Source organism: Kitasatospora sp. NPDC058115 (assembly GCF_042884635.1).
Lineage (GTDB): Bacteria > Actinomycetota > Actinomycetes > Streptomycetales > Streptomycetaceae > Kitasatospora.
On sequence record NZ_JBHVTL010000002.1, the window covers coordinates 157,070 to 169,037 of the forward strand.

The 11,968-nt window shown below is 75.9% G+C and carries 11 protein-coding genes; 4 read left to right on the top strand and 7 right to left on the bottom strand.

Translation table 11 applies throughout. The features are described from left to right. The first annotated feature begins 43 nt into the window (after window positions 1-43). Window positions 44-1,477: a selenium-binding protein SBP56-related protein gene (locus tag ACFVVL_RS02650; RefSeq protein ID WP_380298235.1), complete on the top strand. Its 1,434-nt coding sequence runs from the start codon at window positions 44-46 to the stop codon at window positions 1,475-1,477. Between the two features lie 13 nt (window positions 1,478-1,490). On the opposite strand, the gene ACFVVL_RS02655 is transcribed toward ACFVVL_RS02650, so the two are convergent. The 4 genes from ACFVVL_RS02655 to ACFVVL_RS02670 all read right to left on the bottom strand — a co-directional run bounded on the left by ACFVVL_RS02655 (window position 1,491) and on the right by ACFVVL_RS02670 (window position 5,277). After that, entirely contained in the window at window positions 1,491-2,804 is a 1,314-nt protein-coding gene (locus tag ACFVVL_RS02655; protein WP_387670813.1) for a globin domain-containing protein, read from the bottom strand. A gap of 369 nt (window positions 2,805-3,173) precedes the next feature. Further along, entirely contained in the window at window positions 3,174-3,629 is a 456-nt protein-coding gene (locus ACFVVL_RS02660; RefSeq protein WP_380297628.1) for a DUF6114 domain-containing protein, read from the bottom strand. A 26-nt stretch (window positions 3,630-3,655) separates the two neighbouring features. After that, window positions 3,656-4,312 carry a DUF6230 family protein gene (locus ACFVVL_RS02665; protein ID WP_387670815.1) on the bottom strand — a complete coding sequence of 219 codons (657 nt, stop codon included), beginning with the start codon at window positions 4,310-4,312 and terminating at the stop codon, window positions 3,656-3,658. 137 nt (window positions 4,313-4,449) lie between these two features. Further along, on the bottom strand, window positions 4,450-5,277 hold the full coding sequence (locus ACFVVL_RS02670) for a TetR/AcrR family transcriptional regulator (protein WP_380297624.1): 828 nt from the start codon (window positions 5,275-5,277) through the stop codon (window positions 4,450-4,452). Window positions 5,278-5,760: 483 nt separating this feature from the next. On the opposite strand from ACFVVL_RS02670, the gene ACFVVL_RS02675 reads away from it, so the two are divergent. From ACFVVL_RS02675 to ACFVVL_RS02685, 3 genes are all read left to right on the top strand, one after another. Further along, the gene (locus ACFVVL_RS02675) at window positions 5,761-6,459 is read left to right on the top strand and encodes a Tat pathway signal sequence domain protein (RefSeq protein WP_387670817.1); all 699 of its coding nucleotides are present in this window, start codon (window positions 5,761-5,763) and stop codon (window positions 6,457-6,459) included. Between the two features lie 192 nt (window positions 6,460-6,651). Continuing rightward, entirely contained in the window at window positions 6,652-7,524 is an 873-nt protein-coding gene (locus tag ACFVVL_RS02680; protein WP_387670819.1) for an AAA family ATPase, read from the top strand. After that, entirely contained in the window at window positions 7,521-9,059 is a 1,539-nt protein-coding gene (locus ACFVVL_RS02685) for a VWA domain-containing protein (protein ID WP_387670821.1), read from the top strand. The genes ACFVVL_RS02680 and ACFVVL_RS02685 overlap by 4 nt, the downstream gene beginning before the upstream one ends. A gap of 51 nt (window positions 9,060-9,110) precedes the next feature. Here the strand turns inward: ACFVVL_RS02685 and ACFVVL_RS02690 are convergent, their stop codons facing one another. The 3 genes from ACFVVL_RS02690 to ACFVVL_RS02700 all read right to left on the bottom strand — a co-directional run bounded on the left by ACFVVL_RS02690 (window position 9,111) and on the right by ACFVVL_RS02700 (window position 11,764). Continuing rightward, window positions 9,111-10,106: an alpha/beta fold hydrolase gene (locus tag ACFVVL_RS02690; RefSeq protein WP_380297618.1), complete on the bottom strand. Its 996-nt coding sequence runs from the start codon at window positions 10,104-10,106 to the stop codon at window positions 9,111-9,113. Between the two features lie 91 nt (window positions 10,107-10,197). Beyond that, complete coding sequence (locus ACFVVL_RS02695; RefSeq protein WP_387670823.1) at window positions 10,198-10,413, bottom strand: hypothetical protein; 216 nt, start codon at window positions 10,411-10,413, stop codon at window positions 10,198-10,200. Window positions 10,414-10,423: 10 nt separating this feature from the next. Continuing rightward, window positions 10,424-11,764 (bottom strand): MFS transporter, encoded by a 1,341-nt coding sequence (locus tag ACFVVL_RS02700; protein ID WP_387670825.1) that lies wholly within the window; start codon window positions 11,762-11,764, stop codon window positions 10,424-10,426. Between the last annotated feature and the right edge of the window lie 204 nt (window positions 11,765-11,968).

The following is an 11,968-nucleotide window of genomic DNA, read 5'->3' on the forward strand; positions in this document are numbered from 1 at the left end:
CCCTGTCACTTCCCTTGCCGAAAAGGCGAGTTGAGGAGCCAGCATGCCGCATGGACACGGCCCGCAGCACGACCGGCAGCCCGGCCACAGCGATCCCTCCCTGTACCGCACGCCCGCCGAGGCGATCGCCGCCCCACCGGAGAAGCTCGCCTACGTGGCGGGCTTCGACCGGTCGGCGCAGCGGCCGGACGCGCTGATCACCGTCGACACCGACCCGGCGTCGGCGACCTACGGGCGCGTGCTCAACGTCACCGACATGCCCGGGGTGGGCGACGAGCTGCACCACTTCGGCTGGAACGCCTGCTCCAGCGCGCTCGCGCACGCCGGTCACCACGACGCCGAGCGGCGCTACCTGCTGCTGCCGGGACTGCGCTCCTCGCAGCTGCACGTCCTGGACACCCGGCCGGACCCGGTCCGCCCGAGACTCGTGAAGACCGTGGCGGCCGAGGAGCTGGCGGCCAGGGCCGGCTACTCGCGCCCGCACACCCTGCACTGCGGACCGGACGGCGTCTTCCTGTCCTGCCTGGGCGCGGCCGCCGGCGGCGACGGCCCCGGCGGGGTCGCGCTGCTCGACCACACCACCTTCGACGTGCTGCGCCCCTGGGAGACCGAGCGCGGCCCGCAGAACTTCTCCTACGACGTGTGGTGGCACCTGGGCACCAACGTGGGCGTCACCAGCGAGTGGGGCACGCCGTGGATGGTCGAGGACGGCGTGGTGCCGGAGCTGCTGCTCGGCCGCAAGTACGGGCACGCGCTGCACTTCTGGGAGCTGGACACGGGGCGCCACCTGCAGCGGATCGACCTGGGCGACCAGTACCAGATGGTGCTGGAGCTGCGCCCGGCCCACGACCCGCAGGCCGAGTGGGGGTTCGCCGGGGTGGTCACCAACGTGGAGGATCTCTCGGCCTCGGTCTGGCTCTGGTACCGGGAGGGCGAGGCGTTCACCGCGCGCAAGGTGATCGAGATCCCCGCCGAGCCGGCGAAGGCCGAGGACCTGCCGCCCGTCCTGCAGCCGTTCGGCGCGGTGCCGCCGCTGGTCACCGACATCAACCTGTCGGTCGACGACCGCTGGCTCTACGTCTCCGCCTGGGGCACCGGCGAGCTGTTGCAGTACGACGTGGCGGACCCGTTCCACCCGCGCCTCACCGGGTCCGTGCGGCTCGGGGGGGTGACCGCCCGCACGCCCCACCCGGCCGCGCCGGAGCGGCCGTTGAGCGGTGCGCCGCAGATGGTCGAGATCAGCCGGGACGGCCGGCGGCTCTACCTCACCAACTCGCTGTACGGCTCCTGGGACGACCAGTTCTACCCGGACGGCATCGAGCCGTGGATCGTCAAGCTGGACGCCGACCCGCAGCGCGGCGGACTCTCGGTGGACCCGCGGTTCTTCCCGCACGGCGAGGAGTTCCGGGGGCTGCGGGTGCACCAGACGCACCTGGCGGGCGGGGACGCCTCCTCGGACTCCTACTGCTACCGGTAGGCGGCGCGCGCGCTCAGAGGCGGCCGAGCACCGGATCGTGGTGGATCCGGGCGGACGGCAGGCCGGAGGCGACCAGCCGGGTGCGGACCTCGTCGACCAGGCCCGCCGGGCCGCTGACGCAGGCCAGGTGCTGCGACCAGTCACCGGCCCGGCTGACCGCCTCGGCCAGCCGGCCGCCCGGGACGGCGGGGCCGTCGGCGGCGTCGTCCGCGACCGGGACCAGCTCCAACCAGGGCTTGCGGCCACCGAGTTCGGCGAGGGCCGGCCAGTCGTAGAGGTCGGACCGGGCCCGCGCGCCGACGAACAGGTGGACCCGTCGCCCGCGCGGACGGTGCTCCACCAGCTCCTCGACGATCGCCTTCATCGGGGCGAGCCCGGTGCCTCCGGCCACCAGCAGGAGGTCCCGGGTGTCGTCCTGCGGCATCAGCGTGCCGCGCGGCGGGCCGAGCCGCAGCCGGTCGCCGACGGCGGTGTGCTCGACCAGTGCCTCGCTCACCCCGCCCGGCCCGGTGCGGCGGACGTGGAACTCCAGCTCGTTGTCGGTGCGCGGTGCGCAGCCCATCGAGTACTGCCGCCAGGTGTGCGGCAGCAGCGGGTGTTCGACGCTCCCGTACTGCCCGGCCCGGTACGGGTACGGCTCGCCGGTGCGCACCCGGAGCACGGCCAGGTCGTCGCGGCGGCGCTCGTGGCCGACCACCGTGGCGTGCCAGTACGGGGGTTCGGTGAGCGCCGAGTCGGCGCCGGCCACCATCGACCGGACGGCGAAGCGCAGCATCCGCACCCAGGCGCCCTCAAGTCCGGCGCTCCAGTGCCGGCCCGCGCGGTGCCGCAGCGCCTCGCACAGCGCCTCCTCGAAGGCCTCGTAGTGGACCGGGCGGACCCCCAGCTTGCGGTGGTCGCGGCCGAGCTGGGTGAGGGTGGCGGCGAGCCGGTCGGGCTCGTGCAGGTGCTCGATCAGGTAGTCGAACATCCGCTCCAGGTGGACCTGCTGGAACTCCATGGACTCCGGGAACAGCGCGCGCAGGTAGGGGCGGCGGCGGAACATGAACGCGTACAGGTGGTCGATGAGGTCGGCGAACGGGGCGACCGGGCCGAGGCCGCCGAGGATCAGCCGCTGGTCCGCCGCACCGTCGTGGTCCCGGTCGTAGCCGCCCTGCGGGCCGGGGCCGCCGGGGGCCGGACGGGCGTCGGGCGCGCCGTGCGGACCGGTGGGCGCTGCGGCGAAGGACGGCGCCGGCGCCAGGATCTGCCGGCGCAGGCGCATGGCGTGGTGGCGGGCGATCAACCGGTCGTACTCGGTGGTGCTGGTGGTGCTGTCCAGGTCCATGGAGCGCAGCCTAACCAGCCGTCAGCCGCCTGTTGTACAGCGGATGTTCACCGTTCGGACGGCTTGCGGCCCGGTTCCGGGCAGGGGGTGGCCAGGAGCGGCGGCAGGTCCAGTAAACGGCCGCCCGGGGGGTTGTGGACAGGGCCGGTGGTCCCGGCCGACCCGGGACCACCGGACCGCCGGGCCGTCCACGAAGGGGACCACCGGCCCGTCGACGGGCCGGGTCCGGGCCCGCCCCCGGCGCTCTCCCTTCGCCGGGGACGGAGCACCGGCCCCCGGGTCCCGTCGGCCGGCCGACGGCGGCGGGCCGGGCCGGGCCGCGGCCGCGCCGGACGCGGGGTGTGCGCCGGGGCGCCGGCCGCGACCGCCTCAGGCGCCGGCCGGACCGGCGGCCTTCCGGCGGGCCCGGCCCCGGCGCAGCAGGCGGCGGCGCGGGGGCTGGTCGGGTACCCAGCCGAAGGTCAGGCAGCTGCCGATCACGCCGAGCAGCATGCCGATCAGGAATCCGCCCAGGTTGGAGGTGAGCCAACTGCCGAGCGAGGCCAGCACGGCGACGACCGAGTAGAACAGCCGCTGGGCCGGGTTGAACAGGACGAGCAGGCCGCAGACCACCATCACGGTCGGGACGAGGTAGCCGGACAGCCCCTGGAGCCCGATGTGCAGGACGACGGGCAGCGGGGCGCGCAGGGTGAAGAGGATCTCCGCGCCGCCGGACAGGACCAGCACTCCGCCCCAGAACGGCCGCCGGCCCCGCCAGCCGCGCCACGACGGGCGGCTCCGGGCGGCCGCGGCCCGCGGCTCGGCGTCGGGCGCGGCCGCGGGCAGGGTCCCGGGCTCCGGCTCCGCCACCGTCAGCAGCCCTCGGAGCTGAAGCTCAGCCGCAGGTTGGGCAGTTTGAAGGCGCCGGCGGTGGTCGCGTAGTTGTGCTGGCGCAGGTTGCGGATCTTGACGGTGTCCGCCTGCTGCCCGAAGACGCCGGGCAGGCCCTTGACGCCGGCCTTGGTGAAGGTGCTGGCGTCGCCGCCGATCTCGATGTTCTTGAACTCGGCGTCACCGGTGAGCAGGTCGGAGTCGGTGGTGAGGTCGGTGGCGGTCACCGGCGTTCCGCCGTCACCGGCCTTGATCAGCAGGTTGATGCCACCGAGTTCGACGCTCTGGCAGAGCTTGGTGAGCGAGGCCTCCTTGATCGCGGACACCGCGACGAGCACCTGCCCGCCGGTGTCCCCGGCGTTGGGGCTGTCCTCGATCATGTGGTCCAGGCTGCCGAACTGCTCGAACCCGACGCCGTCCAGACTGTCGGCGGTGACGGTGAACGGCATGCCGGAGATCGAGAACTGGGCGGCGAGCACGCCCTGCGCGGTCAGGGTCATCAGCACCGCGCCGGCGGCGACGGCGGGAACGGCCATCAGCGCGGTGCGCTTCAGCCGGACCCGGCCCCTGTGCTGCGCGGGCGCCTCCGCGTCGGTGGTGCTCTCGTCGTTCCGGGCGGCGTCCTCGGACGTGGCCATGTGTGCTCCCTGGATGGTGGGGACGGGCAGTCACTGGCACGTTGCCCTGGCGCGGACAGCGTTCTGCGGCACGACCGGGAGGGACCGCCCCTCGGCAGCGGGGCGGGCGGGTCGGGCCTCAGTGGGTAACTGGGAAGCTACTGCCCAGTATTGAGCGGGTCAATACGGGTGCACGAAGGATCATCGTCCGCTCCCGGGCGGCCCGCGGCCCGGCCGTCGGCCCGATCCCCGGCCCGGCCCCCGGCGCGGCTTCGCCACGGCGCCGGGTCCAGGGCCAGGCGGCGCGCCGCCTCGGCCGGGCCGAGGAAGGGGGCCAGGCAGAAGAGGCTCAGGAGCGGCAGCAGGTCGGGGAGTTCGGCGGTGCGACCGGCGTCGATGCAGCGCTGCAGGGTGCCGTAGACGCCGCCGACCACCGCGTCGACCATCGCCTCCGTCGCCACCCCGGCCGGGAGTTCGGGCACCTCCGCGAAGAACGCCCGGAAACGGGTGAGGAGTTGGTCGCGCTCGCGGCGCCCGGCCGGGCCGACCGCGTCGAGTTCGATGACCGCCATGGTCGCGAAGGCCGGCACCCCGGCCAGCAGTCCGAGCATCGCCCGCAGCGACTCACGGATCCCGGTGCACCAGTCCGGCGCCGCCGCGAACGCCGCCGCCATCCGCCGGATCACCACTCCGGTGCCGTGCCGGTGGGCCGCGAGGAAGGCGTCCTCCTTGCCGGTGAACAGCTCGTAGAAGACCGGCCTGGTCACCCCGGCGGCGCGGCAGATGTCGCTCACCGTGGCGCGCTGGTAGCCGTGCTGCGCCACGGTGAGCACCAGCCCGTCGAGCAGCCGCTCGCGCTGGGTCGCGGCGACCACTCCGGGCGGCAGCCGGCTCGGGCCGCGCTTGATCGACCGGGCGGGGTCGCGCCCGGTGCGCGCCCCGGGCAGCAGGACGGTCTCGGACTTCCGGAGGGGTTCCGGTCTCATCGCCAACTCCTGCGCATCTTCTTGACATTGACGTGACGTCCGGTTTACAACACTGGCGGGTTTCCAATCCGCGGCGGACGCCGCCGGAAGCCAGCACGCGTTCCGACTGCTCAGTATGGCGAACGCATGCCCGGCGGTGGCAGCCGCCGACGTGCACCCGGCACCGCACGTACCCCTCGCCCCACCCGCTCCACCTCCGCTCCATCCCGCCGTACTCAGCCGTACTCGCCCGCAGCCGGCCCCGAACCGGCCGTGCGCGGCCGGTCCGGCCGCCGTACCCGCCGCACAGCGTCGTGCCGCCGGTACCGCCGCCCGTACGGGCGGGCCCGTGGCGCCGGGCCCGCCGAGTCGCCGTCCGCGGTGCCCCACCCCGCACCACCCCGTCGCAGCCGGCCCGCGGGCCGGCCCGCGGTCGACGCCGCCGCGCGCCCCCGCACCGGCCGCACGGGCCCCCACCCGACTCGCCCGGAGAGGCACACCCTCATGCGCATCCGCCGTACCCTCGGAACCGCAGCCCTCGCCGCCACCGCGGTCCTGGCCGCCGGCACCGTCGCCCCCGCCCAGGCCGCCGACGCCACCGCCCCGGCCGCCGCCCCCGTCGCGGTGCTCACCCACACCGTGCTCGCCGGACCGAACGTCTCCGTCGGCGACGTGCTGGCCGCCGACCTGGTGGCCGGCACCACCGCCAACTTCTACTCCAGCGCCACCGGGACGAGCGGCATCAAGTGCGCCACGTCCGCGTTCTCCGCGACCGTCCTCAGCAACCCGGCCGCCCCGGGCACCGCCACCGAGTCGCTCAACACCCAGACCTTCGGCTCCTGCACCGCCAACGTGATCGGCGTGACCGGCGTGCAGAGCATCACCGTCAACAACCTCGCCTACGTCAACTCGGTCAGCGACGCCGCGGGCAACCCGGTCTCGCTCGACCCGGGCACGGCGGGGCCGGTGCAGACCACGGTGGTGCTGAAGACCATCCTCGGCACCATCACCTGTGTCTACCGGGCCCCCGGCGGCCTCGCCGGCACGACCAACAACGTCGGCCAGACCATCGGGTTCAACGCCCAGGCGCTGCCCAAGGTCTCCGGCCCGAGCACCTGCTTCCCGGTCGGCTACTTCAGCGCCACCTACGGTCCGGTCCGCGACGTCTCGGTGGCCGGCAGCCCGGTCGTCTTCGTCAACTGACGCCCCCGCGGCGCCGGTGACGCGCCCGGTCCGCGGCCCCGGCCGCGGACCGGGCCCCGGCCGAGCGCGGCCGCCCCCGTCCGCCCGCCCCCGTCCGTCCGTCCGTCCGTGGTCGCGGTGTCCGGGACAGCGAAGTGACCCACCGGTAGGGTGCTGGCGACAGGCACCGGACGACGGGGATGTGGGGCACGCATGGTCGGCGAGGGCACGCAGTTCTTCGAGTCGGTGGCCGACACGACCGCCCGGCTGGCCGAGGCCGGCTACCTGGCCTCCACCGAGATCGCCACCACCGTCTTCCTCGCCGACCGGCTCGGCAAGCCGCTGCTCGTCGAGGGGCCGGCCGGCGTCGGCAAGACCGAACTCGCCAAGGCCGTCGCCGCCACCGGCCGCGCCCGGCTGGTCCGGCTCCAGTGCTACGAGGGCATCGACGAGGCCCGGGCCCTCTACGAGTGGAACCACGCCAAGCAGCTCCTGCGGATCACCGCCGGGCGCGACGAGGGCTGGGACCGGGCCCGCACCGACATCTTCGCCGAGGAGTTCCTGCTCCCCCGCCCGCTGCTGACCGCCATCCGCGGCGACGAACCGACCGTGCTGCTCATCGACGAGATGGACAAGGCCGACGTCGAGGTCGAGGCGCTGCTGCTCGAAGTGCTCGGCGACTTCCAGGTCACCGTGCCCGAGCTGGGCACCATCACGGCGAGCCGGCGCCCCTTCGTCCTGCTCACCTCCAACGCCACCCGGGAGCTCTCCGAGGCGCTGCGCCGGCGCTGCCTCTTCCTCCACCTCGGCTACCCGGAGGCCGAGCTGGAGCGCCGGATCGTCCGGCTGCGCGTGCCCGGCCTGGACGCGGCGCTGGCCGAGTCGCTGGTCCGGGTGGTCGGCGCGCTGCGGGCGATGGAGCTGCGCAAGGCCCCCTCGGTGGCCGAGACCGTCGACTGGGCCCGCACCCTGCTCGCCCTGGGCGCCGACACCCTCGACGAGACGGTCGTGCGCGCCACCCTCGGCGTGGTCCTCAAGCACCAGGACGACGTGCTGACGGCCACCCGGAAGCTCACCCCCGCATGAGCGTCCCGCCGCAGGCCGCCGACGGCACCGCGCCCGCCCCCGGCGCCCCGCCCGCCGACCTCGCCGCCCGGCTGACCGGCCTCGTCCGCGCACTGCGCACCCACGGCCTGCCGATCGGGCCCGCCGAGACCGTCGACGCCGCGGCCGTCCTGGAGGTCCTCGGCCTCGCCGACCGCGCACAGGTCAGGGCCGGGCTGGCCGCCGCCCTGCTGCGCTCCGACGGGCAGCGCGGGGTCTTCGACGCCGCCTTCGACCTGTTCTTCCCGCTCGGCGTGGGCGATCCGGAGGCCGTGCGCCGGGCCGCCGCGGCCGGGCCCGGTCCGGCCGCCCGGGACCTGGCCGCCCCGGGCGCGGGGGGCCCGGAACCCGGCGCCCCGGACCCGACGCCGCCGGACCCGGCCGCCCTGCGCGAGCACCTCCGGGCACGGCTCGCGGCCGCGCTCGCCGCCGACGACCGGGCCGCCCTGGCCCGGCTCGCCGGTGAGGCGGTGGCCGCGTTCGGCCGGTACGGCGCCGCGGGCGGCCCGGGCCGGCCCGGCAGCGACGGCTGGTCCGCCCACCAGACCCTCGGCCGGCTCGCCCCGGAGACCCTGCTGGCCCGGGTGCTGGCCGCCCTGCGCGCCGGCGCCGACGGCCCGGGCCCCGCCACCGCGGACCTGGCCGGCGACCTCCTGCCCGACGAGATCCGCCGCCGCATCCAGGACTTCCGGGCCCTGGTCGCCACCGAGGCCCGCCGGCGGGCGGCCGAGCTGCGCGGCACCGAGCACGTCGCCGAGCGGGCCGTCGCCCCCAGCGCCGACCGGATCGACTTCCTCGCCGCCGGGCACGACCAGCTCGCCGAACTACGGCGCACCGTGCACCCGTTGGCCCGCAAGCTGGCCACCCGGCTGACCGCGCGCCGACGCCGGGCGGCGCGCGGTCACATCGACCTGCGGCGCACCCTGCGGCGCTCGCTGTCCACCGGAGGCGTCCCGCTGCGCCCGGCCCACCGGCTGCGCCGTCCCGCCAGGCCGGAGCTGGTCCTGCTCTGCGACGTGTCCGGCTCGGTGGCGGGCTTCTCCGACTTCACCCTGCTGCTGGTCCAGGCGATGCGCGACCAGTTCAGCAGGGTCCGGGTGTTCGCCTTCGTCAACCGCACCGCCGAGGTGACCGCCCTGCTCACCCGCGGCGGCGGCGATCCGGCCGCGCTGGCCCGGCGGATCCTCACCGAGGCCAAGGTGACGGGCTACCACGGCAACAGCGACTACGGCGCGGCGCTCGCCGAGTTCGCCGACCGCCACCTGGACGCCGTGGGCCCGCGCACCAGCGTGCTGATCCTCGGCGACGCCCGGAACAACCACCGCGACCCCCGACTGCCCGCCCTGCGGCTCATCGCCGCCCGGGCCCGCCGGGTCCACTGGCTCAACCCGGAGCAGCCCGCCCTCTGGGGCACCGGCGACTCCGCCGCCCCCGCCTACGCCGGGGTGGTCGAGATGCACTGCTGCCGCAACGCCCGCCGGCTGGGCGAGTTCATCGCCCGGTTGCTGCCGGTCTGATCCGCACCGGCCGGCGGGGCGGGAGCGGTCCCGCCCCGCCGCCCGGCGGCCTCAGCCGTCCAGGTGCCGCAGGAAGTCCAGCAGGGCTTCGGTGACCTCGGCCGGGCTCTCCTGCTGCGTCCAGTGCCCGACGCCCGGGAGGGTGACGCGCCGGTACAGCTTGGGCGCCAGGTGCTGCAGCAGCTGCCGCATCGCCTCCTCCGGCATCAGGGTGGCGACCATGTCCTGGTCCCCGGCCACGTAGAGGGCGGGGACGCCGACGGGCAGGCCGATGAGCCCGGCGAGCAGTTCGTTGTTCCGGTCGATGTTGCGGTACCAGTTGAGGCCGCCGGTGAACGCCCGCTCGCCGTGCTCGGCGTAGTCGGCGACATAGGCCTCGATGTCCGCCTCCGACAGCCACGCGGGAAGCTTCTCCGGTTCGGCGAGGCCGTCCAGCAGGGTCTGGCCCTCGCCGACCACCCAGGCCCGCGACCCCCCGGTGCTCGGGCGGTCGCCGGAGCCGGTGTACAGCAGGCGGCGGAACGTCAGGTGCGGGTCCCGGACGAGCTCGGCGTCGGCGATCCCGGGGCGCTGGAAGTAGATCTGGTAGAAGCCGTCGCCGAACCGCTCCCTGGCCTGCGCCAGCGGCGGCAGGCCGAGCGTCGGCACCGGCGGGACGCTGAGCCCGGCCACGCCGCGCACCAGGTCGGGCCGCAGGGTCGCGGTGGTCCAGGCGACCGGGGCGCCCCAGTCGTGGCCGACCAGCACCGCGCGCTCCTCGCCGAGCGCGCGGATCAGGGCGGCGACGTCCCCGACCAGGTGGAGCAGGGTGTAGGAGTCGACCGACGCGGGCTGCTCGCTGCGGGCGTAGCCGCGCTGGTCGACGGCGACCACCCGGTAGCCGGCCTCGGCGAGCGGGGCGAACTGGTGCCGCCAGGAGTACCAGCTCTCCGGGAAGCCGTGCAGCAGCAGGACCAGCGGTCCCTCCCCCTGCTCGGCGACGTGCAACCGGACGCCATTCACCTCGACGTGGTGGTGCGCGATCCGTCCGTAGGCCTGCTTGGTCATCCGGCTCCTCCTCGTCGACGGCCCGTCACCAGCTCCAACGAGCAGCGCCCGACGGCGTGTTCCCTGCTCGCCGCGCCCGCCCCCGGCCGGCTCAGTCCCCGGCGCCCAACCGGTCCAGGAGCGCGGTGCCGAGGGCGAGCAGGACGCCCACCCCGATCAGCGCGAAGTAGCCCGCGGTCTGGTGGCCGGCGGGAACGAGGTAGCGGACGAAGCCGAACACCCGCAGACCCCACAGGTGGTCGGCGAGCAGCCCGCTGATCCCGCCGACGATCAGGACGAAGCTCACGAAGCCGAGGAAGTTCTTCATGCCGACGACGTTAGGCAGCGGCGTCCCGGGCGGGATCCGACTTTCGGCGCGACCCGGCGTCACCAAAGTCGCGCGTCCACAGCACCGGTACGGCCGCCAGGGCCGGTGCGGCGGCCAGCGCGAAGCAGAGCGGCAGCGGCAGGTGACCGACCATCAGGCCCACGGCCGCGCCGCCGGCGGCCGACCCGGCGTTGACGGCGGTGTTCACCCAGGCACCGGCGCGCGTCCGGGCGCCGGGGGCGACCGCCTCGTCCGCCACCAGGTAGGCGGTGGTGAGGGCGGGCGAGACGAAGAGCCCGGCGAGCGCGACGGCCGCGCCGAGCAGCAGCAGGCCCGGCGCGAGCCCGGCCGCGGCCAGCGCCAGACCGAGACCGGCCGTGAACAGCGGCAGCCGGGCGGCGTTCGGCAGCGGACGGTCCAGCGCGCCGAGCCCGAGGCCGCCGACCGCGCTGCCGACGGAGAGCGCGGCCAGGATCCAGCCGACCGCCTCCGGCCGGCCCTGCCGCTCGGCGGAGGCGACCACCATGAGGTCGAGTGCGCCCAGGGCCAGGCCGGTGACGGCCGCCGCGAGCACCGCGCGGCGCAGCGCCCGGCCGCCGCCGAGCCGGCCGCGACCGGCTCGGCGTGACCGGCGTGACCGGCGTGACCGCCGGTCACCGGTCGCGGCGCCCTCCCCCTCGCCCGCGGCGTCCTCGCCGCCGGCCGCGCCGTCCTCGCGGGTGCCCTGCGCCGTGAGCGGCGAGGCGACCATCAGCAGGGCCCCGGTGAGCAGCAGGCCCGCTCCCGCGACGACCGCACCGGCGGGGCCGGTGACCGGCAGCAGCAGCCCGACCAGCAGCGGTCCGGCGACGAACAGCAGTTCCTCGGAGACGCCGTCGAGGCTGTAGGCGCGCCGCAGCAGTGCGGCATCGGGGTGGAGCCGGCGCCAGAGCGTCCGCATCACCGGGCCGAGCGGCGGGGTGCAGACGCCCGCCGCGAGGACCAGCGCCGCGAGGACGGCCGGCGGCGTACCGGGCCGCGCGGCGGCGGCCACCGCGAGCAGCAGCGCGGTGTACAGCGCGGCCATCGGCGGCAGCGCCCGCCGGGGGCCGTGGCGGTCGACGAGTCCGGCCCTGACCGGGGAGAGGGCGACACTGGCCAGGCCGAACAGGGCCATCGCCGCGCCGGCGGCGGAGTAGGAGCCGGTGGCATCGCGGACGGCGAGCAGCAGGGCGAGCGGCACCACGCCGTAGGAGAGCCGGCCGAGCAGTGCGGCGCCGAAGGTGCGGGCGGCGTGCGGGGCGGCGAGCACGGCGCGGTAGCCGGGGCGCGCGGCGGAGGCGTGCGCGGGTACGGGGGTGGAGGAGGGCATGGGAACGTTCCTCGGGGAGGACCGGCGGCGGGCGCGGACGGCCCGGCGGCGCCGGAGGCGTGCGGGGACACCGGAGGACCGCACCGGCGGCAACGGCCGGGGCGGTCACGACGGGTCGCACTACACACAGGGAACGAACATGCCCGGTACCGTACCAGGCCCCGCCCGGCGCCGGGGCCCGGACGGAGCAGCGGGCAGCGCGGG

Coding starts and splice junctions, on each gene's coding strand:
- ACFVVL_RS02700 (WP_387670825.1), bottom strand. CDS start 11,764: ATGCCCTCCTCCACCCCCGTACCCGCGCACGCCTCCGCCGCGCGCCCC.
- ACFVVL_RS02670 (WP_380297624.1), bottom strand. CDS start 5,277: ATGAGACCGGAACCCCTCCGGAAGTCCGAGACCGTCCTGCTGCCCGGG.
- ACFVVL_RS02680 (WP_387670819.1), top strand. CDS start 6,652: ATGGTCGGCGAGGGCACGCAGTTCTTCGAGTCGGTGGCCGACACGACC.
- ACFVVL_RS02690 (WP_380297618.1), bottom strand. CDS start 10,106: ATGACCAAGCAGGCCTACGGACGGATCGCGCACCACCACGTCGAGGTG.
- ACFVVL_RS02665 (WP_387670815.1), bottom strand. CDS start 4,312: ATGGCCACGTCCGAGGACGCCGCCCGGAACGACGAGAGCACCACCGAC.
- ACFVVL_RS02685 (WP_387670821.1), top strand. CDS start 7,521: ATGAGCGTCCCGCCGCAGGCCGCCGACGGCACCGCGCCCGCCCCCGGC.
- ACFVVL_RS02675 (WP_387670817.1), top strand. CDS start 5,761: ATGCGCATCCGCCGTACCCTCGGAACCGCAGCCCTCGCCGCCACCGCG.
- ACFVVL_RS02650 (WP_380298235.1), top strand. CDS start 44: ATGCCGCATGGACACGGCCCGCAGCACGACCGGCAGCCCGGCCACAGC.
- ACFVVL_RS02695 (WP_387670823.1), bottom strand. CDS start 10,413: ATGAAGAACTTCCTCGGCTTCGTGAGCTTCGTCCTGATCGTCGGCGGG.
- ACFVVL_RS02655 (WP_387670813.1), bottom strand. CDS start 2,804: ATGGACCTGGACAGCACCACCAGCACCACCGAGTACGACCGGTTGATC.